Annotated in this window: 18 protein-coding genes; 5 read left to right on the top strand and 13 right to left on the bottom strand. The window is 52.0% G+C overall.

Features of this window, described 5'->3' with window-relative positions:
- Positions 1-194 precede the first annotated feature (194 nt).
- Positions 195-3383 (top strand): nucleotidyltransferase domain-containing protein, encoded by a 3189-nt coding sequence (locus IPH59_13490; GenBank protein MBK7092712.1) that lies wholly within the window; start codon positions 195-197, stop codon positions 3381-3383.
- 22 nt (positions 3384-3405) lie between these two features.
- A complete protein-coding gene (locus tag IPH59_13495; GenBank protein ID MBK7092713.1) occupies positions 3406-3603 on the top strand; it encodes a hypothetical protein in 198 nt (65 codons plus the stop codon).
- Here the strand turns inward: IPH59_13495 and IPH59_13500 are convergent.
- A complete protein-coding gene (locus tag IPH59_13500; protein MBK7092714.1) occupies positions 3548-3682 on the bottom strand; it encodes a viroplasmin family protein in 135 nt (44 codons plus the stop codon). The two genes, IPH59_13495 and IPH59_13500, sit on opposite strands and share 56 nt — an antisense overlap.
- Positions 3683-3830: 148 nt before the next feature.
- On the opposite strand from IPH59_13500, the gene IPH59_13505 reads away from it, so the two are divergent.
- Positions 3831-4613: an NADPH-dependent oxidoreductase gene (locus IPH59_13505; protein MBK7092715.1), complete on the top strand. Its 783-nt coding sequence runs from the start codon at positions 3831-3833 to the stop codon at positions 4611-4613.
- A gap of 23 nt (positions 4614-4636) precedes the next feature.
- Here IPH59_13505 and hemG read toward each other — a convergent pair whose 3' ends face one another.
- The 10 genes from hemG to hemA are packed head-to-tail and all read right to left on the bottom strand — an operon-like array spanning position 4637 to position 14537.
- On the bottom strand, positions 4637-5812 hold the full coding sequence (gene hemG / locus IPH59_13510) for a protoporphyrinogen oxidase (GenBank protein MBK7092716.1): 1176 nt from the start codon (positions 5810-5812) through the stop codon (positions 4637-4639).
- Positions 5766-6011 carry an FAD-dependent oxidoreductase gene (locus IPH59_13515; GenBank protein ID MBK7092717.1) on the bottom strand — a complete coding sequence of 82 codons (246 nt, stop codon included), beginning with the start codon at positions 6009-6011 and terminating at the stop codon, positions 5766-5768. The genes hemG and IPH59_13515 overlap by 47 nt, the downstream gene beginning before the upstream one ends.
- Positions 5998-6951 (bottom strand): ferrochelatase, encoded by a 954-nt coding sequence (gene hemH / locus IPH59_13520; GenBank protein ID MBK7092718.1) that lies wholly within the window; start codon positions 6949-6951, stop codon positions 5998-6000. Before hemH ends, IPH59_13515 begins: the two co-directional genes overlap by 14 nt.
- Before the next feature lie 8 nt (positions 6952-6959).
- Complete coding sequence (gene hemN / locus IPH59_13525; protein MBK7092719.1) at positions 6960-8357, bottom strand: oxygen-independent coproporphyrinogen III oxidase; 1398 nt, start codon at positions 8355-8357, stop codon at positions 6960-6962.
- Between the two features lie 2 nt (positions 8358-8359).
- On the bottom strand, positions 8360-9385 hold the full coding sequence (locus IPH59_13530) for a uroporphyrinogen decarboxylase (GenBank protein ID MBK7092720.1): 1026 nt from the start codon (positions 9383-9385) through the stop codon (positions 8360-8362).
- Positions 9376-10692, bottom strand: a complete 1317-nt coding sequence (gene hemL, locus IPH59_13535; GenBank protein MBK7092721.1) for a glutamate-1-semialdehyde 2,1-aminomutase — start codon at positions 10690-10692, stop codon at positions 9376-9378. Before hemL ends, IPH59_13530 begins: the two co-directional genes overlap by 10 nt.
- Positions 10676-11653: a porphobilinogen synthase gene (hemB, locus tag IPH59_13540; protein ID MBK7092722.1), complete on the bottom strand. Its 978-nt coding sequence runs from the start codon at positions 11651-11653 to the stop codon at positions 10676-10678. The genes hemL and hemB overlap by 17 nt, the downstream gene beginning before the upstream one ends.
- Positions 11654-12352 carry a uroporphyrinogen-III synthase gene (locus tag IPH59_13545; GenBank protein MBK7092723.1) on the bottom strand — a complete coding sequence of 233 codons (699 nt, stop codon included), beginning with the start codon at positions 12350-12352 and terminating at the stop codon, positions 11654-11656. It lies immediately after the preceding gene.
- Entirely contained in the window at positions 12343-13266 is a 924-nt protein-coding gene (gene hemC, locus IPH59_13550) for a hydroxymethylbilane synthase (protein ID MBK7092724.1), read from the bottom strand. Before hemC ends, IPH59_13545 begins: the two co-directional genes overlap by 10 nt.
- The gene (gene hemA, locus IPH59_13555) at positions 13263-14537 is read right to left on the bottom strand and encodes a glutamyl-tRNA reductase (protein ID MBK7092725.1); all 1275 of its coding nucleotides are present in this window, start codon (positions 14535-14537) and stop codon (positions 13263-13265) included. Before hemA ends, hemC begins: the two co-directional genes overlap by 4 nt.
- Positions 14538-15004: 467 nt before the next feature.
- Between hemA and IPH59_13560 the strand changes: the two genes are divergently transcribed.
- Positions 15005-16054, top strand: a complete 1050-nt coding sequence (locus tag IPH59_13560) for an NAD(P)-dependent oxidoreductase (protein ID MBK7092726.1) — start codon at positions 15005-15007, stop codon at positions 16052-16054.
- A 393-nt stretch (positions 16055-16447) separates the two neighbouring features.
- Here IPH59_13560 and IPH59_13565 read toward each other — a convergent pair whose 3' ends face one another.
- On the bottom strand, positions 16448-17551 hold the full coding sequence (locus IPH59_13565; protein ID MBK7092727.1) for an MBL fold metallo-hydrolase: 1104 nt from the start codon (positions 17549-17551) through the stop codon (positions 16448-16450).
- 332 nt (positions 17552-17883) lie between these two features.
- Positions 17884-18420, bottom strand: coding sequence for a 2'-5' RNA ligase family protein (locus tag IPH59_13570; protein MBK7092728.1), 537 nt, complete (start codon positions 18418-18420; stop codon positions 17884-17886).
- Positions 18421-18607: 187 nt separating this feature from the next.
- Between IPH59_13570 and IPH59_13575 the strand changes: the two genes are divergently transcribed.
- A complete protein-coding gene (locus IPH59_13575) occupies positions 18608-20851 on the top strand; it encodes a hypothetical protein (protein MBK7092729.1) in 2244 nt (747 codons plus the stop codon).
- Positions 20852-20861: the final 10 nt, after the last annotated feature.

Here is a 20861-nt window from a genome sequence, read left to right on the forward strand (position 1 = left end):
TTCGGGGCAGATTCCTTCTTCCAGCATTGCTAGACAACTTTTTCAATACCACCTATAGCTTATTTTGATGTAAATTGCCCTGAGCTGTAGGGATAGTCTGCCGCTGGCCGATTGCGAGTTCAGCTTTTCAAACAATCGCGAACATTTCATTCATTTACGAACGTTGGTCGTAGTGGCCGAGGACAAATTATCGAATGAGTAATCAAGACCCGAAACAAGATAGACTACTTTGGTCCTTGCGTGAGCGTGCCAAGGAACTGAATTGCCTTTACCGCATCGAAGAGTGGCTCAATAAGCCGGGTGCAACTCTTGAGCAAGTCTGTAACGGCATCATCGAAGCCATCCCCGGCGGCTGGCAACATTCTGATGTATGCCAGGCACGAATCATGTTGACCGATATCACCTACGCCGCTCCCGGGTTTCGCGAGAGCGCCTGGGTCATGACCGAAACGATGAATATCCTTGATCAGTCGCTCGGCTCGATCAGTGTCTATTACACGCAACAAATGCCCATTGAGGATGATGGTCCCTTCCTTACGGAGGAGCGCAAACTGCTCACCACGATCGCTGACCGACTTGCAAGTCACATTGCCTTCCACAAGATGCGAGCAATTCATCGCAGATCAGACCCGAGTGTCGGGGAATCATCAACCCAAGCCCGTCCGGAGTGGAAGGTAATCCTAAACTTCCTCTGGCGCACTGATCGCAACCTGTATCTGACGATTTCTACGAAAATGCTCAATTACCTCTGCTGGAGCGGTGTTGTCGACGCCCGCGAACTGTCGCAGGACTACTACCCCGACCAAGCCGCTGATGCCGCTTCACTCCTCAGTGATTCAAATGTTCCGCACCGCAAACGTGTGGCTATGGCCGGCAGCGAAGCAGTTAGCGATAAGATATTCAAGATTGCCTCCGAACATTTATCACAGGAAGAAATTGTCGCCTTCGTCCAACGATGGATAACTCAGGACAAACTCGGTTTTCTTGTCAAGACACTCGCGAACGTAAACACTCCTCTGCCTCAGCTTAGCGAAGCTATCAGACGATTCCATCGCATGGCGCCGGAGGATGTAGATTTCCCGATCAACACCAAGCGCGGTCTGTTAGTCTCGCTGATCCGCCGCATCTTTTCTGAGTCGCTTGAGTATATTAACATCGCCAAGAACTACGTCGACGTATACGACATCTTCGAGGTCATGCAGAACGTCATCTACCTTCCCGGCTCACAAGGCAAGTTGGGCGGCAAAGCTGCCGGAATATTTCTCGCCGGACAAATCCTCAAGAAATCCGTCGCCACAAATCCGCTGTTGACTCATATCAAGACGCCAAAGGCATGGTACATCACCTCTGACGTCGTCTTGCATTTCATGAGTTACAACAATTTCGATGAAGTCGTTGAGCAGAAGTACAAAGAGGTCGATCAGATTCGCCTCGAATATCCAAATGTCATCCAGACATTCAAAAACGCCGTATTCCCACCGGAAATTCTCAAAGCACTTTCAGTCGTACTCGATGACTTTGCCGACCATCCGTTGATCGTCCGTAGTTCGAGCCTTCTCGAAGATCGCACCGGCGCATCCTTTTCTGGAAAATACAAGAGCCTGTTCTTAGCAAACCAAGGCTCCAAAGACGAACGCCTCGCCGCCTTGCTTGATGCCATCGCAGAGGTCTATGCCTCTACCTTTGGACCCGACCCAATCGAATACCGCGCCGAACGCGGCTTGCTCGACTTCCATGAAGAGATGGGAATCATAATCCAGCAGGTTATCGGTACAAAATCGGGCAAGTACTTCCTTCCAGCCTTCGCGGGCGTTGCTTTCAGCCAAAACGAGCTTCGCTGGTCACCGCGCATTCGCCGCAGCGACGGGCTGATTCGTATTGTGCCCGGTCTTGGTACTCGTGCCGTCGACCGCACCAGTGATGACTATCCTATTCTCGTTTCACCCGGCCAACCGGGCTTGCGAGTCAATGTGACAGCAGACGAAATGGCACGCTATTCGCCCAAGATGATCGACGTCATTAATCTCGAGACGAATACTTTCGAAACTCTGCACATCGATGACTTGCTTCACGAGTTTGGTGACGAGATTCCCATGATCAATCAAATCGTCTCCATCGACAAAGGCGATCACATTCAACGACCTCTCGGCCACATCGACTTTGCAAGTGAACGACTGGTCGTAACCTTTGAGGGCCTTCTGACCAACACGCCGTTTGTTGCACAGGTGCAATCAATACTAAAGACGCTTGAAGAAAAACTTGGCGAGCCGGTCGACATGGAATTCGCCCACGACGGCACCGATTTCTATCTCTTGCAGTGTCGCCCCCAAAGTCATTCTGAAGACAGCGGTCCCGCCGCTCTTCCCAAAGACGTACAACCGGACAAAGTCCTTTTCACCGCAAGCCGATATGTTTCAAACGGACGTGTCCCCGACATAACGCATCTTGTCTATGTCGATCCGCAAGCATACGGCTCCATCAAAGACCGCCAAACCTTGCTCAATGTTGGCCGTGCGGTAAGCCGGCTGAATCATATTCTCCCCAAACGTCAGTTTATCCTGATGGGTCCCGGCCGCTGGGGTAGTCGTGGCGACATCAAGCTTGGAGTCAGCGTCACCTATTCCGACATCAACAACACAGCTATGCTGATAGAAATCGCACGACAGAGTGGGCACTACGTCCCAGACTTGTCATTCGGAACCCACTTCTTCCAAGACTTGGTCGAAGCCCAAATTCGCTATCTCCCGCTCTATCCCGACGATGGCGTCAATGTCATGAATGACCGCTTCCTTCTACAGTCCGAGAATATCCTTGGTGAAGTTCTGCCCGAATATGAATCGCTCTCAAGTGTGATTCGCTTGATTGATGTGCCGCGTAGTGCTGGTGGTCAGGTCGTTCACGTTTTGATGAATGCTGAATTGGACAAGGCGGTTGCCATGTTGGCTGCTCCAAGAGCGCGGGTTCAAGGCGAATGGCATGAACCGCTTCTCACCGAAGCATCTGGCGAACACTACTGGCGCTGGCGCTTCGCCATTGCCGAACAGATTGCCGCGATGATCGACCCCGACCGCTTCGGCGTCCTCGGTTTTTATCTGTTTGGATCTACAAAGAATGCAAATGCCAAGCCCGGAAGCGACATCGATATCCTGATACACTTCGCCGGTACTGCCAATCAGCGGCAAGAGCTCGAGAGTTGGCTTGAAGGCTGGAGTTTGTGTCTGTCCGAGGTCAACTTCGAACGCACCGGACTCAGAGTTAACAAGATTTTGGACGTTCACATCGTGACCGACGAGGACATCGCTAACAAGAATAGCTATGCCCTTAAGATCGGCGCCGTTACCGATGCAGCACGCCCACTGCCGATTGGCAAGTCAACAAAGTAACTGCCATCGGCGCAGTGAATCAATGAATGCCGAAGTCACCAATATTGGTTTAGCTGAATGCCGCAAACGCCGGAAGACTGCGATTGCGGCGATCGCTTTCACTGTGGTGTTGTTCGTTACTCTAAACCTGTCGTCAGCCGCGCAGTCGTGGTATCTTCTCCTGTTCATCCCCGCCTGGGTCGCCATGCTTGGGCTTCTGCAGGCGCGTGAAAAGACTTGAGTCGTGCTTGCGGCGCGCGGTCTGTGCAACTTTGACAATGGTGAAGAGAGAATTTCAGATGATACCGCTGTTCGCGTATTGCGCCAAAAGGCTCTCGGTATCTATATCAAATCATTTTCCGTTGCGCTGACATTCGCTCTGATTGTCTATCTAACGAGTTGATTAACCCGCATGAGACAGCTCGCGCAACTCTTTGAATTCTCCTCAATTTGGATGTTAGGATCACTATGAACGAAGTTTTCGAATTACTACGGACACATAAGTCGATTCGCCGCTACACCGACAAATCGGTCGAACCTGAGTTGCTCGACAGAATTATCGATTGTGCTCGGCAAGCGCCGACGTCTTCGAATCTCCAGCCTTACTCGATTGTTGTCGTGCGCGACAAGACGAAGAAGCAACTTCTTGCGCAATACTGCGGTAATCAAGTCTGGATCGAGCAATGCCCGGTCTTTCTCGTCATCTGCCCCGATCTTCGCCGACTCAACGAGGTCTGCAACATTCGCGGCTATCAGTTCAAAGACCGTCACATCGAAATTTCAATTGTCTCAATCGTCGATGCCTCCTTAGTCGCGCAGAATATCGCCGTAGCATCCGAGTCCGCTGGGTTGGGTATCTGTATGATTGGCGGCATCCGCAACAATCCCGACAAGGTCTGCGAATTACTCAAACTGCCGCAGCGAGTCTTTCCGCTCATGGGCATCTGCCTCGGCTATCCCGATCAGGAACCAATGATCAAACCGCGTCTACCTCATGGAGCCGTCGTGCACAATGAAGAATACAACGATGAAAATCTTCACACGTACTTGCACGAATATGACGAGACTTTACGAGGCACAGGCTTATATGAGGGCGCACATCGCAAGCTTCCAGCTCCTGATGGTCGCGAAGTCCCGCCTGACTATTCCTGGACCGAGCACACCGCGCGTCGCGCCGCGACCAATAATCCTGCGACATTGCGCGTTCACATGAAGACTTTTCTTGAAGAACGGAAGATTGGATTGGAATGAAGGTCGACGGCTTGTCGCGTCGACTAAAAGATGAGCCCTGCCACCTTGTGCGCTTGCTTGACACAGTCGTTGAGTCCGATACCGTAGTACGCGTTGCCCGCAATATGGACACCACCGATTGATTTCAGTTCGCTTTCAATTGTGTCGAGCAGTTTCCGATGGCCAACATGATACTGTGGAATTCCATACTTCCAGCGATACATTTTAACAATCTTTGGTTCTCCGCTGATGCGCATAATGTCGTTCATGTCGTTTTTCACGGTCGACAACAACTCGTCATCGGACATTCTCACCGATTCGTGAAAGCCATCACCGCCAACCATAGTGCGGAACTGAATCATCCCTTTCGGCGCACGATCGGTAAATATCGACGATGTCCAAATTGAACCCAGTATCTTGCGATTCTCTTTCTTGGGAACCAAGAACCCGAACCCGTCCACCGAAGCCTTTACTTGCTCCGCACGATATCCGGTACAGACAACTCCTATCGGTGCGTACGAAATCGCCGCCAGCGCCTTCGACAAGTCCTGTGACAAACCGCTCGTCATCTTTGCTGTTTCATAAGATGGCGTCGCGATTACTACTTGTCGTGCTGTCTCCGAGCTGCCGTCATTGCACTCAACCCTGTATCCATCATCGGATTTTGTTATCGTGCGAACACACTTTCCAACTGCGATAAATGGTGCATACTTTTCCTGAAACCGAACAACGATCTTGTCCAATCCGCCTTTGAACGAAGTCAGCCATCCGCCCGGTCCTGAAGGACTTCCGCTCTTCTTGCCCTTCGCCTTTGCCGCTTTCGATTTGGCAATCATCGCCTTGAACAATGATCCGTACTCGTCTTCCATCTCGCGCATGATCGCGAAACACGATTGCAGCGACATTTTCTCTGCAACGCCGCCATACACGCCGGAAACCATCGGCTGCACAAGATAGTCCGCCGCCTCGCGACCAATGCGACGACAGGCGAAATCATAAATCGATTCGTCAATCCCCTCCGGTCTCGCCTTCGCAAAAGGCTCCATTGCGATTCGCAGCTTTCCCGGCCAACTAATGATATCCGCCATCAGGAATTTCGGCGGAGACATCGGTACCGACCGCAAGCGTCCGCCCTTGAGAATGAACCGATTGTTGACGCTCTCGTTTGCGCGCTCAAGTTGTTCTGTCAATCCAAGTTCGTCGCAGAGTTGCAGCGTCAAAGGCTCGCGATCGAGAAATCCGTTCGGTCCCTGAGTCAAAGCTGTAACCGTCAATCCTATCCGTGCCGATTGTCCCGCCCAAACGCGGTTCGGCCTCAAGAAGTCTCACTTTCAACTGCGGCTTATCGCGGCGAAGGTAATGCAGCACTGCCAATCCGGAAATTCCACCGCCAATGATGATCACGTCATTTGCTGACATTCTCGCCTACCTTGGCTCGGATCAGCTCCGCCAGTATTCGTCCAAAACTCGGATCGTCGTTGAACATCGGCATCCGCCGAATGCGACTTCCCTTTTCCTCCCCGACCAGTTCCTTCAATTGTATATCCAACTCATACAGCGTCTCAATATGGTCGCACACGAAACTAATCGGCACAATAAACAACTTACGTTCCGGATCTTCCAATAATCTCTTAACTTCTACCACTGTATCCGGCCCCACCCACTTGACCGGTCCCGTGCGACTCTGGAATGCAAGATGATACTCGCGCTTCCCCGCCGACATTGCAGCCGTCTTCTTCACCTGCTCGACATACGGATCACCTTCATCCACAAACTTCTGCGGCAACGAATGCGCCGAAAACATCAATGTCTCGCCGGGCTGAATATTGCGATCAATGTATGCCCCCAGTAGTCGCGTGTATTCCACGTTGTCGTGAAAATCGTTGATATAGGTCGCCTTCATTTGCGAATACGTCTTTAGCACATCTCGCGCAACTGCAAACGACGACCCCGTTGTTGCGGTTGCAAACTGCGGGTAGAGCGGCAAGAAGCATATCTGCTCGTATCCGTCCTCGACAGCTGACTTGATCGCAGTTTCAATGCTTGGTCGGAAATACCGCATTCCAATATAGCAAGTTACTTCGTCGAAGTCTCTCTGTAGATGATCGCCGATCAACCGCGCTTGTGCCTGCGTCCATTTGAGCAGCGGCGATCCGCCGCCGATGTGACTGTAATGTTCGGCAACGTTCTTCGATCGCAATCGCGATATCAACCGCGCAAACGGCTTCTGCAAAACAGCGCCGCCCGGCAATCTGATAATCGCCCGGTCAGAAAATATGTTATAGAGAAATTCCGGTATGTCGGCAGTAGAGTTTGGACCGCCCATTGCGAGCAAAATGACGGCGAGTTTTTTCTTCATCGCATTGCCTATATCGTGCGCGAGAATCGAACACCTTTCGATTCGCCGTTGCTATCGAGGTATGCATCGAAGGTCATGGCAATGTTGCGGACAAATGTCCGTCCCACTGGAGTAATCTGTAAACCGGTTTCGTCTGAGGTCATCAAATTGTCTTCAAGGAAAATATTCAGACCCTCATGCTCATTGCGAAAATACTCGTCATACTTCACGGCAAAGAGCTTCTCAATCGCTTGATAATGAAGCCGGAAATTGCACATCAACTGGCTGATTACATATTGGCGAATCAGATCATCCTGGGTCAGATTCATTCCGCGGTATATCGCGAAGCGCTTTTCTCTGATCGCGGTTTCATAGCTGTCAAGTTTGGAGTAGTTCTGGAAAAATGAATCATTCACGTAACCAATAGCTGACATTCCGAAACCAATCATCTCCGGTGCTGTCTGTACCGTGTAGCCCATAAAATTCCGGTGAAGTCGACCATCCTTCTGTGCCAATGCCAGCTCATCGTCCGGCAAAGCGAAATGGTCCATTCCGATTTGGCGGTATCCAGCTTTGGTAAACTCTTCCACCGCTGTCGCGAACAACTGATACTTGACCTCAGTTGTCGGCAAGTCAGCCGATTTGATTGCCATCTGGTTTGCCATGTTTTGTGGAAGATACGCAAAAGAATAAAGCGCCACTCGATCCGGTCGAAGTGAAATCGATTTCGCCAGCGTCGTCTTGAAACTCTCTACCGATTGCAGCGGCAACCCATATATCAGATCGATGTTGATACCGCGAAAATTCATCGTTCGCACTTTTTCAATGATATGCTGCACCCGCTCGTACGACTGAATTCTCCCGATCGCTTCTTGCACCGCCGGATCAAAATCTTGCGTTCCTATCGAGATGCGATTGAAGCCCACCGATGCCAGGAATTCCAACTGCTCGTCGGTCGTCACTCGCGGATCAACTTCGATCGACTTCTCGGCGCCTGCAATGAACTTGAATCGGTCGTCAATCACCTTCAGCACGATTTCCAGTCCGCGACAACCAACGAATGTCGGTGTGCCGCCTCCCAAATGAAGCTGACTAACATTGCGGCGCTCGCCCAGATGCTCGGACGTGTTGATTATCTCCAGGGCGAGATCCGCAACATACTTGTTCACTCGGTCAGGATTGTTCGTTATGACTGTGTTGCATCCGCAGTAGAAACAGCGTTTGCGGCAGAATGGAATATGGCAATACAACGCCAGCGGCAGGTCCGTCTTTGCGCCTGTCGCCTGAAGCGCCGCAACGTACTGCTCGGCGCCAATCTCATTGCTCCACACCGGAACTGTCGGATAGCTCGTATAGCGCGGGCCGGGGCGGTCGTACTTGCGCAGCAACTCTATCGGAACCTGCGTATATGTCTGTTCAGCTGGCATTGTCAATTGCGAAATTTCTTTACGGTTGCAATCATCGTCTCTACCGCGACCAATGGCGTCTCCGGTAGAATTCCGTGACCAAGATTAAATATCAAATTGTTATGCTTCGGCAGACTCGCCAGTATCGCGTTCGTTCTCTCTGCAATCACTGCCGGAGAATTGAACAGCACTGTCGGATCAAGGTTCCCCTGCACAGCCTTACCGCTCAGATTAGCTTCTGCCTTCGCCAACTCGATTCGATAGTCAACTCCAACCGCCTCGCAATCAAGAGCCGCAACCGCATCTAAGTATGGCGCAACATTGTTCACAAACACGATTCGCGGTACATTCTTCGATTTCACTTTCGCGAGTATTGCCGCGATCGGCCTTGCCGACCACTCGCAATAATCATCGTGTGCTAAGATTCCTCCCCAGCTGTCGAATATCTGCACTGCATCGGCACCGGCATCAATTTGGTAGCAAAGATAATCTCCCACCGACTCAGCCAGCAAATCAATCAGCTGGCGCGCCGCATCAGGATATCGATTGATGAACTTTTTCGCTTTATCAAATGTCTTGGAGCCCTTGCCTTCCGCAAGATAGCAGAACAATGTAAACGGCGACCCGGCAAATCCAATCAACGGCGTATTCGGCAGTATCTTCTTTATTTCAGCTAGCCCTTCCAATACGAAACGCAAATCGCTTTCGATGTTGCATCGCTTAATGGTCTCGACGTCGGCCGGCTTGCTTATCGGCGACCCGATTACCGGTCCGCCATCCGGAAAACTGACAGCCACTCCCATCGGTTCGAGAATAGTCAGAATATCCGAAAACAGTATCGCCGCATCGAGATTGAACCGCTCGACCGGTTGACGCACAACTTCGGCAATCAACTTCGGCGAACGGCACAGTTCTTGAAACGACACCTTGGCGCGGACCGCAAGATAGTCCGGCAGGTATCGCCCTGCCTGCCGCATGATCCAAACTGGAATCGGTCCGTCGTTCTTGCCATAGCAAGCTTTGATGAACGGACTATCGGCTATGCGCATAAATGCGCTTCTTTCTTGATTGCCGTGGCAAGAATCGTCGCCGCCTGCTCCAGAAGCTCATCTGTATGTGCCGCTGACAAGAAACAGACTTCGTATCCGGATGGCGGCAGGTAGATGCCCTGATCAAGAATCTTCGAGTGCATCCGATTGTAGTGCGAGATTCCATCAGTGCTTATAGTGTGCGCCGCGCGTGGCAGATCATTTTGGAATACGATCCAGTAAATCGACCCCACTCCCGCCACATTGACGAGATTGTCGCGCAACTGTTCCATCAACAACGTGACGAAACGACGATTCTTCTCTTCCAAATCTTTGTATATCTTTCCATCAGCAAGTTTTTTCAGCGTCGCCAAACCGGCAGTCATTGCAACCGGATTGCCGGACAGCGTTCCTGCCTGATACACCGGCCCCAATGGCGAGAGCATGTTCATTATATCCGCGCGTCCACCGAAAGCGCCAACCGGCATGCCGCCGCCTATGATCTTACCGTATGTGACGAGATCCGGACGTAGCCCATAGTATGCCGCTGCACCGCCAAGACCGATGCGGAATCCGGTAATCACTTCGTCAAGTATCAACAGCGCGCCGTGACGTTCCGTCAGTGCACGTAACAGTCGCATATAGTCATGTCGTTGAATCAGCAATCCGTTGTTGGCAGGAATTCCCTCGATGATCACTGCAGCCAACTCATCACCGTGCTTGGCGAAGAAATCCTGAAGTGCGTCTTCATCATCCAGCGGCAGCACAGCAGTCTGGCTGGTAATTGCTTCCGGCACACCCGCTGATGACGGCTGTCCAAATGTCGCAAGTCCCGATCCGGCCTTGACCAACAGATGGTCACAGTGTCCGTGATAGCACCCGTCGAACTTCAGAATCAAATCACGTTTTGTGAATCCGCGGGCGACGCGGATTGCCGACATTACGGCTTCCGTTCCCGAAGACACAAATCGAATCTTCTCGACAACATCCACATGTTGGACGATGAACTGCGCGAGTTCGTACTCAAGTTCAGTTGAGGCGCCGAACGTCATTCCTTTGTCGATCTGCGCCTTCACTGCAGAGACGACATCCTTGTCGACATGCCCGAGAATCAACGGTCCCCACGAGTTGCAAAAATCCAGATACTTGTTGCCGTCAACATCATAGAGGTACGCACCATTGCCCTTGGCGATGAACTTCGGAGTTCCGCCTACCGATTTGAACGCGCGTACCGGTGAGTTCACACCGCCGGGTATGATCTCCGACGACAATTCCATTAACTTGCGCGATTTCGCGCTATCAAATCCAACCTTAGTTATGCCAGCCATTTTTCAGTAAGTCCTTCAAATGATAGGTCAAGATTATCGAGGCTCCCGCTCGCGTAATCGCCGTCAGGTTCTCCAGAACCATCGTTTTCTCGTCGGCAAGTCCCGCCTGCGCCAGGAGCTTCACAGCTGTGTACTCGCCCGAAACATTATATGCCGCTATCGGCAATTCAGTATTCGCCGCAAAATCGGAAATGATATCCAAATATGCCAGCGCCGGTTTAACCATTACAATATCTGCACCCTCGTCTTCGTCCAACTGTAGCTCGCGCAATGCTTCGCGTCGATTGCGAAAATCCATCTGGTAGCCTTTGCGGTCGCCCTTTCCGGGAGCCGAATTTGCGGCTTCCCGGAATGGGCCGTAGTAAGCGGAGGCGTACTTAGCGGAATATGCGAGGATTAAAGTGTCATAGTAATTTTCAGATTCGAGCGCCTTGCGAATCGAGCCAACTCGGCCATCCATCATATCCGACGGACCAACGCAGTCGCAGCCGGCCTTAGCCAATTCAACGGCCATCTTGCTCAAAACCGCGACCGACTTGTCGTTGTCTATCTTGCCGTTCAGCGTTACTCCACAGTGGCCGGTGTCGGTATAAGCGCACAAACAAACGTCGGCGCTCACAAAGAGATCGTCGCCGAACTTGTTCTTCAGTTCCTTGGTAGCTTTGATTACCGGATTCTTGTCGTCCCATCCGGAAGTTGCCATCACATCTTTTCGGTCAGTTACTCCGAAGAGCATGATCTTGTCAATACCAAGTTTCTTATCTTCGTCAATTGACTTCACCAACGAATCTACCGAGTCCCGATATATCCCGGGAAGCCCTTTGATTTCATCGTGGATTCCTGTCCCATCGGTCACGAAGTAAGGCTGGATCATACCTTTGACGTTCAAACTTGTTTGAGCAGTCAGGTCGCGAATGATCTGATTCCGACGAAGGCGACGTGGGCGAATCGGGCGTTCCATTTATACATACTCCAAAACTGAATTTACATCCGCCTGTTCTAACACTCGATAATTGACCCAGCGATGCCGTTCCATTTCGGCGGCAGTTGTACTTCCAATTGCCAGCAGCCGAGCTTCCGGATCGCCGAATTGCTTGTGAAAAGCCCTCACCATTGACGGCGCAGTGAACAGTATCATATCTTCACGTTTGATTCTTGTTACCGAATGCGGGTCTATCGGCTTCTCTACCGATTCGTAACATTCAACTGACTTGTAGTTCATTTTCCGTGCTGCCAAAAGCGTAGCTGGATCCCAATCTATGTCCTTGGCTCGCGCATACACCAGCGTCTGAGTACACTCCGGATGTCGTTCGACAAACTCGCCGAATAGCAATCTACCGTATGCGTCTGACGGTTGAAACGCAGCGTCATACCCGCGTTTCACCAGTGCAGCTTCAGTCTGCCTTCCCACAACTGCAAACTTGGTATCTTTCGGCAGCTTACATCCAATACTATCGAGCCTCTGAAAAAAGAATTCCACTCCATTGGCACTTGTGAAGAACACCCAACCCACCCTTTCCAAGTCAATATCATCCGGCCACGCAAAAGCAATGGGGCGAGTTTCCATTAACGGCAAAGGGACAATTTCGATATCCATAACTGTAGCGCGACTTGCAAGTTCATAAAGCTGTTCCTTTGACCGCGTGACTGCTATACGCATACTGAATCTCCTTGTAGCGTCGCATACGCCCGGTTTACCATTTGTTCGATGTTCGTACCTTGCACGTCGGCCGACTTCATGCCGATCCATTCATCCTTGTATTGCACACCAAGCACCGCCTTGAGCCGGTACTCTTCTCCCTGTTTGTCAGACCACACACCAAGCGGAAGCGAGCATCCCGATCCAAACTTGCGCAGCAGACCCCGCTCCAACTCAGCTTGCTTCAGCTCTTCTTGCGATCCCATTTTGGCGATGACAGCTTCGACGCGCGGATCATTCTCTCTAATCTGAATTCCCAAGATTCCCTGGGCCGGCGCTGGTAGAAATACCTGCGGATCAAGTTCAATCGCGTCAAGATCGCTCACATCGAGCTGAAGGCGTTTCACTCCCGCCGAAGCAATCAAGATTGCATCATACAAACCCTCGCGCAGTTTGCGAATGCGCGTTGGCACATTGCCGCGTAGATCGTTTATCTTCAAAGTCGGATTGTGATAATGCAATTGCGCTTTCCTGCGTGCAGAGCTGGTGCCAATGATTCCGCCCTCCCGAACCGGAATGACACCATCTCCTGCACGCGAAGATTTTCGTATCAGCAACATCTCACTGCGATCGGCGCGATAACCGGCAGCTCCCAATTTCAACCCCGCCGGCTGTGTCGTCATCAAATCCTTGAGCGAATGCACGGCAAGGTCAATCTCATTCTTGAGCAACGCTTCTTCGAGTTCCTTCGTGAAGAACCCTTTCCCTTCCATTTTGTCGAACGACACATTGTCAATCTTGTCGCCGGCAGTCTGGATGATCTTGATTTCAACTTCACACCCATGTTCGCCAATCAGGATATCACGGATGAAGTTTGCCTGATAAAGTGCGAGGTCCGAACCACGCGATCCAATGATCAACTTTGTTGCGGTCATATTGCTTCTTTGCGAATATTCTTGATTTCTGCGATTTCCAAGTCAGAACCCATTTCCACCAGTTTATTGGAGAGAACCTTAACCGGTTGAAATGCCGAGTTTGCGACCAGCTTGGTCACCAACCGATATACAGCCTCTTTGTCCTCTTCCGAAAGACCCGTCACCTTCTTGGCGAACAAATCATCAAGCGCACTCTTGGCCAGGCGCATCGATTCTTGAAAACTGTCGTGAAAAATAGGCTTCAGTGATACTTCCATGCGGTCAGAAAAATATTGGTTTACAGCATCCCGCACAATTTCATTCGCCTTGCTGGTCTCCACGAATTTCTGGCGAAGATTTCCATTGCTCTTCGATCTCAGGTACGGAATGTCTATCAACTTCACTTTCGCATTATCATCAAACTCGCAGCCAAAATCGCGCGGTATCGCGAGATCGATGCACAACACCGGCTTAGTGCGTTTCGGTAGGCGTTGAATAAATCCGGCATCAAAGATCGGCGCTGTTGCCGCTGTTGCTGAAACGATTGCATCGACGGGAACGCACGAATCAAAGAAATCACTCAACGCTACTGCGTCCCCGCCAAATTGATCAGCAAGGGTGTCGGCCTTCTCGGCCGTGCGATTTACGAAAAGAAGCTTTCCGAGTTTGTTGTCCTGTACATAGTGCGCAAGCTTGACTGTCATCGATCCGGTCCCGATCAAGGCTATCGTCGGATCGTCCACCCCTTGCAAATAGCCCGCCAGTTCATCTGCAGCCAATGAAGCCATCGAAACCGCGCCGGCGCCGATCTCGGTTTCACGCTTCACCTTCTTGGCAACCACTAAAGCTTCTTCGGAAATATCCTTAAGAGTGGCACCTGCCAGCCCTGTGGCAAGCGCTTCCATGTATGCATCTCGATACTGACCGACTATCTGATTCTCGCCGACTACCAGAGATTCAAGCGAGGCGGTCGTCCTGAACAAATGAGCAACCGCCTCCCGTCCCGTGTAATGATAGAAGTCGTTCGGGAAAAATCCCAAACCCTTCGTGTCGCGGAAGAAGTAATCAATCAGCTTGTGGAGCAGTTTGGAGCCGGCATACTCGCCGGTGGAAACATATACAAATTCGACACGGTTGCAGGTGGCCAGGTAGACTATCTCACTCAAACCGAGTGCGGTTTTGAGGGAACGCAGAACTTCGACCCGCTCGGTTCGTTCCACCGTCAGGTGCTCAAGCAGCTTCATGTTTTGCTGCCAGATCGATGTTCCGATTATTCCAAATTCCATAGTCATTCCTAATCTCACCTGAGTCTATCGTCTTTCGTTGCGTAGAAGTTAAAAGAAACCGTACTTTAATTGTCACCTAATTGTCACAGATTGTGAAAAAAATAACAAATTCGGATAAAAACCGTATGAAAGCGCATTAGCAAGCTTGGTCGTTTTAGGGTTGCGGCTTGAACATTCATAATGCATTATGCAATAACGACTTATTGCGCGTGATGCAATAGCGCTTTATCCGCGTCGACCTGTCGGTTCAATTGCCACAATCCCTATCAGAGATGTCACCATAATTGTCAAGTATGTGCCTACATTCACAATCTTCACCCTGCAATCACACTCCCGTCCAGACCCAAACGCAGTTCTTGGATTTCTGAGCTTTTCGACATAAGTTAGCCTTTCAAAATTGCTCGCGGATTGGAACAGTGCTTGACGCTCCAAGCTCGCGCTATGACTGAACTTGAAGGAGTGATTTCGATACAATGAGTAAGAATTATCTGATTACCGGCGGCGCCGGATTCCTGGGAATCAACCTCGTCCGCTACCTGCTCGCCAAAGGCCAACGCGTTGTTACCCTCGACATTGCCCCATTTGACTACGCCGACGTTCGCGACAAGATCCGCGTCGTCGATGGCGACATCCGCAAACCTGACAATGTCCGCGATTCCTTGCGCGATGTCGATATCGTCGTCCACGCAGCAGCAGCATTGCCGCTCTACAAACCCGAAGACATCTACTCTACCGATATTGAAGGTACCCGCATCGTCATGGAAGAATCAATGCGTGCCGGTGTCAAGCGCGTCATCCACATATCGACGACAGCCGTCTACGGCATTCCTGATCATCACCCTTTGCTCGAGGATGACCCGATGCACGGCGTCGGTCCCTACGGTATCGCCAAGGTCAAAGCCGAAGAGGTCTGCCTCGAATTTCGCAAGAAAGGTCTCTGCGTTCCGATCTTGCGCCCCAAATCCTTCATCGGTCCCGAACGACTCGGCGTCTTCGCGATGTTCTACGAGTGGGCGCGCGATGGCCACAGCTTCCCGATTCTCGGCAAAGGCAACAACCCTTATCAATACCTCGATGTCGAAGACCTCTGCGATGTCATCTGGCTGACTGCGACCCTCCCCGACGAAACCGTCAACGACACCTTCAACATCGGCGCCAAAATCTTCGGCACGCCGCGCACCGACTTCCAGGCTGTTCTCGACCGCGCCGGCAAGGGCCGCAAGGTTGTCTCGCTTCCCGAAGCCCCTGCTATCTGGACTTTGCGTTTTCTGGAAATGCTCAATCTCTCACCGCTCTACAAGTGGATCTATGAGACTGCCGGCAAAGAGTCCTTTGTCTCGATCGAAAAAGCCGAGAAGAAACTCGGCTATGCCCCCAAGTATTCCAACAAGGACGCACTCCTTCGCAACTACGAATGGTATCTCGCCAACGCCGACAAACTATCCAACTCTGGCGGCGGCGGTGTCACCCATCGCGTCCCCTGGAAACAAGGCGCCCTCAAAATTGCGAAGATGTTCTTTTGATTTCGTAGATCATTGATTTGATGTCATTCCCGCGAACGCGGGAATCCAGTTCCGTAGGTCGGGTTCCCAGCGAAGCGCGGAACCCGACATTGCTGAATCACAACCCCTGCCACCAACTGGTCAAAAATGACCCAGCGTCTTCTCCGTTAATTGATGGGATTGCCGCCATCACGGCATATCCATAAGCAAATTCCCCTCTTGTCGAAGATCCCGCTTGCGGGAAGAGGGGTGCCTTGATCGCGCGATCCGCCGCGGCGGAGAGCGCGATCAAGGTGGGGTGTGTTCTGGCACCTAGTCGTGCATATCCTCACACCACAAAACCTCGTGACTGTCATGCCCGCGAAAGCGGGGATCCAGCAAGGGCATATTGGTAGGGCATTAAGTCATTCCCCCCTAATTCGCCTTTGTATCATCCCCCAACTCATTCTTGAGAATCTTCAATATCCGCGGTAGCGCCGGATTCACGACATAATTATCAAACACCCACTCCAGTGCCGGATCGCCTTTCGTATATCGCACCCGATAATCCGACATATCCACCGCCTTCTTCAAAGAATCCGCTGCCGTCACCCCTGATTCGAATGCCGTCTTTGCACGAACGAACAAATCGGCAATCAAATCCCGCGTCATTCGCATATACGCGGTGTCCGTCATCACCTCGCCGTGACCCGGCAATATCACCTTCGGCCCCAGCGCCAGCATCGTGTCCATCACTGCCGGCCACTCATTGAAGAAACTCCCGAAGCAGTACGGTATCGGCGAAACCAGAATATCTCCGGTAATCAAGATGCTATCCTGCGGCAGCCACACATAGGCATCCCCCGGCGTGTTGGCGCGTCCATCGTGCCTAATCTGAATCTCAATCCCGCCCATGAACAATGTCAGGTTCTTCTCAAATGTCATATCCGGAATACAAACCTCATCGCGCCGCACATCCTGATCGTACTTCTTCAGGATCACCATCAGCTTTTCCATCCGCTCCCGCTCGACTGCGGTAATCGGCTGGCCGATATAGCCCTTCCCTTCGGCAAGCATCTTGCCGAAATCCGTTATGTACTTCTCGTATTCCCCCTCGCGCGCTTCCTTGACCCAGTCCGCCTGCCTTCTCGCCAGAGTTTCGCGCGTCTTCGCATGAGCGATGATCTTCGCATCAGGAAACGCCTTCTTGTACACGAAATTCCCCATATTGTGATCGCCGTGCCAGTGCGTGTTCAGGACAAACTTCACCGGTTTGTCGGTCAGCTTGCGAATCTCGGCAATATTCGCCTCGGCACAGATCGGCGGCTGATGCGTATCCACCACGAACACCCCCTCGTCGGTGATGATCGCATACGAATTCCCATCGACCAGATCAAGCGTCGGATCCCAGCCGATAAACGCATACACGTGCTCGTTGATCTTCTGCATTTTGAAATGCTCAAGCTGTTGTCCCATTAAAACTCCCGACATCGCCAGCGCGATCACAGCGCCGGCACACCATAGCGACAATGACTTCATTCGATCTCTCCTAATTGTTTAGGTGAATTACGTCACTGCTTACGAATTGTTCAGAGGAATTTGTAGATATCAATATCGCGCGGGAGTGCATAGTCGACGACCCCGCCCACGGGGCAATTCGCCTTTCATTTCTACAAAAAAAGGAATCGAGTCAATTTCCCTCTTGTCGAAGATCCCGCTTGCGGGAAGAGGGGTGCCTTGAACGCGCGATCCGTCGCGGCGGAGAGCGCGATCAAGGCGCGGTGTGTTCATAAAGCAATTTAGAAGTCAGGAACCCATTCCTTACTGCGTTTTCTAGAGTACAGCTGACAATTCGACATATCTGCCGCACATTACAGACTGACTCGTGCCACTCTGTTCCACTCACTCCCGGACTTTACTATCAAATGCAGTTCTGACGCGCGCGCCGCAATTGGTAGTTTTGCCGTCAACTCTGTCCGTAGCTCCGACTCCGAGGCATCAATCTCCTCGACTTCACTTGATTCAACAATCGTCAGATGAGGCACAACATCCTGGAATCTGCCACCGTATGGCGGAGATTGTGGAAATGCCTTCCACACAGCAGCTATGATTGCGCGGAATACAGAGTCAGGTTCGGGCTTCAAATACAGCGTTGTCGGCCAACGCCTCAGCTCGGTCAGACGAAATTCAAAAGCTCCGAATTCTTCGACCGAGTCGGCCAACCTGGCGACTATTACCTCCAAGTCGTTTTCTTGAATCATGAAAGGATAGTTGACAGTGATGTGAGCCGCGATTCCGGGATCCACGCTCTCTGGACAGGAAGACCTTGCCCTCTCGACTATAGAATCCAATTCCGGAACAAAAAACACGATCGCGGAATCCGCGCCGATCAAGGATCGAAGCTTCATGTCCAAACGCTACCAAATGTGATGCGATATCGAAAGAGATTTGAGCTCCCGAATTCGCATCTGGTTACCGAGTATCCGCTTCCACCCCTCAATTCCCCTTGCTTTCCCCCTAAAATCTCGTAGAATCTCCCCCAGGGGGCCAACCTGACTACGATACGATGATCTATTACTTACGGAGTGATACACAATGAACGAATCTGTTGTCTGGCAATCGATCAAAGGCGATGTCGAACGCGAAATCTCCGGCTTCCTCAAAGCCCAGTTCGACTCCGGCACCGTCGATCAACTCATCTATGAAAAAGCCATCTCTGATGTCGGCGTCTTCGCCAACCTCAACCGCTGGATGGAATCCCCCGATATCGACCGCATCTCCCCCAACGCCAAACGCGGTATCCTAAGCGCGCTCTTCGCCAACCGCTGGCCCGATATCAACGAATGCTTCTTCACCGAGGTCGAATTCGGCACCGGCGGTATCCGCGGCCGCGCCGTCATCTCCGACTGGGAGCTTGAGCTCCTGCGCGATGAGGGCATCGCCGCCCCGTTCCTGCGCGGTCCCAACACCATCAACGATGTCGTCCTCCTGCAAAAATCCGCCGCCATCGCCAAATTTGCCAAAATGCGCGGCTTCAAGTCGCTGGTGATCGGCTTCGACAGCCGTATCCGCGGCCGTGACTTCGCCAAAATCATCGCCGAGTTGTTCATCGACTACGGCCTCAAGGTCTACCTCTTCGACGATGTCGTCCCCTATCCCGAGGTCACCTTCGCGATCCCGACGATGCACGCCGACATGGGCATCCTGCTTTCTGCGAGTCACAACGACCGCCGCTACAATGGCTACAAGCTTTCCTGTGGCAACGGCTCGCAATTCTCGGTCGCCGAACGCCGCATGATCCTGAATGACTACATCGGCAAAACCGGCTTCGACGAAATCCGCCGCGCCGATCTTGCCACCGCCAACGGCGACCAGCTCGTCTTCCTCGGCGGCGCCAAACGCGTCAAGGACATCAACTACTACAGCTACGTCGGCGAACCGGTCAACATCCACAAACAGCACGAGAAGCAAATCGCCTCGTTCCTGCTCGACAAGAAGCTCCTCAAGAAGGAAGCCAAGAAGATTCATCTCGGCTATTGCGCTTACAACGGCGCCGGTCGCGATGCCGTCCCCCGTTTGATCAAGTCGCTCGACATCAAGAAGCTCGACTGCATTTCATCGATGCAGCCGGTCGACGGCATGTTCCCCGCCTTTGACGATCTCAAAAGCCCCAAGGGCAAGAAGGTCTACCAACAGCCTGATCCCGGCGATAAGTTTGCCGCGCTCAAGGCTGTCTCCGAGTTTGTCAAGGAATACGGCAAGGACCAGTTCGGCAAGCTCGATGCTCTCATCGGCACCGACCCCGATGCCGACCGCGTCGGCGTTGTCGTTCCCGTCCCCAAGAGCCAGCGTCCGATCTACAACGGCGAAGACAACGTCCTGCTCGATGCCGACACTGCCTGGGCGATCCTGCTTTGGTACCGCATGGAGAAAATGAAACACGCCAAATCCGACTTCAGCAAATTCTTCCTCGTCCAGTCGCATACCACCACCGATGTCATTACCTTACTTTGCGAGAAGTACGGCATTGCCTGGATCAAGACCTGGGTGGGCTTCGCGCAGTTGTCCACCGCCGTCCAACGAGTATGGGATGGCGACCCGATCACCAAAGATATTTACTGGACGATTTACGACTACAAGGGACTCACCCCGAGTTCGACCTTTAATCTCGCCGCTCTCGAACAGTCGAACGGCTTCAGCATTCTCGGCGGCAAGCCCAAGGATGCGATGTCAATGGGCGCCGACGGCCACGTCCGCGACAAGGACGGTATCTTCGCGGCAATTCTCTTCCTTGAAGTCCTCGCCTACGCCAAGACGCAGAAGAAATCAATTCTTGATCTGGTCAACGAGAAGCTCTATCTCGATCCCTCAATCGGCCTCATCCGCACCGGCTATCGTCCGGCGCCTGTGTTCGGCCAGTACGAAGGCATCGAAGGCCGCTCCACCAAGATGAAGGTCATCCACAAGGCCGAAGAAATGATGGACCGCATAAAAAATGGCGGCAAGGTCAAGTTTGCCGGATTGACTTCTTCAAAATTCGAGGTTTACAAGACAGGCAAGTACGATGTCCAGCACGGCTACACCAAGGGCTTTAATCAGGATGATCCATCCACCTTTGGTTTCCCTGACGAAGGCATCCGCTTCTTCTTCGGCGACTATTACAGCCATCTGACGATTCGCCCCTCCGGTACGTCACAAAGCCTGCGCTTCCACATTCAGCTACGTGACAAGACTGTCAAGAAGGGTGACCTGCTCAAAAAGCGCATCGCCATGGAGAAGAAAATCACCGCCATCTTCGAGGATGTCGGCAAACAGCTCAACGTCGATTGGGACGAATAGCCCGATACTC

The organism is bacterium (assembly GCA_016708315.1).
Lineage (GTDB): Bacteria > Zixibacteria > MSB-5A5 > CAIYYT01 > CAIYYT01 > JADJGC01.

Excerpts from the sequence above, each read along its gene's own strand:
- IPH59_13490 (MBK7092712.1), top strand. The coding sequence starts at position 195 with ATGAGTAATCAAGACCCGAAACAAGATAGACTACTTTGGTCCTTGCGT.
- IPH59_13495 (MBK7092713.1), top strand. The coding sequence starts at position 3,406 with ATGAATGCCGAAGTCACCAATATTGGTTTAGCTGAATGCCGCAAACGC.
- IPH59_13505 (MBK7092715.1), top strand. The coding sequence starts at position 3,831 with ATGAACGAAGTTTTCGAATTACTACGGACACATAAGTCGATTCGCCGC.
- IPH59_13515 (MBK7092717.1), bottom strand. The coding sequence starts at position 6,011 with ATGTCAGCAAATGACGTGATCATCATTGGCGGTGGAATTTCCGGATTG.
- hemH (MBK7092718.1), bottom strand. The coding sequence starts at position 6,951 with ATGAAGAAAAAACTCGCCGTCATTTTGCTCGCAATGGGCGGTCCAAAC.
- hemN (MBK7092719.1), bottom strand. The coding sequence starts at position 8,357 with ATGCCAGCTGAACAGACATATACGCAGGTTCCGATAGAGTTGCTGCGC.
- IPH59_13530 (MBK7092720.1), bottom strand. The coding sequence starts at position 9,385 with ATGCGCATAGCCGATAGTCCGTTCATCAAAGCTTGCTATGGCAAGAAC.
- hemL (MBK7092721.1), bottom strand. The coding sequence starts at position 10,692 with ATGGCTGGCATAACTAAGGTTGGATTTGATAGCGCGAAATCGCGCAAG.
- hemB (MBK7092722.1), bottom strand. The coding sequence starts at position 11,653 with ATGGAACGCCCGATTCGCCCACGTCGCCTTCGTCGGAATCAGATCATT.
- IPH59_13545 (MBK7092723.1), bottom strand. The coding sequence starts at position 12,352 with ATGCGTATAGCAGTCACGCGGTCAAAGGAACAGCTTTATGAACTTGCA.
- hemC (MBK7092724.1), bottom strand. The coding sequence starts at position 13,266 with ATGACCGCAACAAAGTTGATCATTGGATCGCGTGGTTCGGACCTCGCA.
- hemA (MBK7092725.1), bottom strand. The coding sequence starts at position 14,537 with ATGACTATGGAATTTGGAATAATCGGAACATCGATCTGGCAGCAAAAC.
- IPH59_13560 (MBK7092726.1), top strand. The coding sequence starts at position 15,005 with ATGAGTAAGAATTATCTGATTACCGGCGGCGCCGGATTCCTGGGAATC.
- IPH59_13565 (MBK7092727.1), bottom strand. The coding sequence starts at position 17,551 with ATGAAGTCATTGTCGCTATGGTGTGCCGGCGCTGTGATCGCGCTGGCG.
- IPH59_13570 (MBK7092728.1), bottom strand. The coding sequence starts at position 18,420 with ATGAAGCTTCGATCCTTGATCGGCGCGGATTCCGCGATCGTGTTTTTT.
- IPH59_13575 (MBK7092729.1), top strand. The coding sequence starts at position 18,608 with ATGAACGAATCTGTTGTCTGGCAATCGATCAAAGGCGATGTCGAACGC.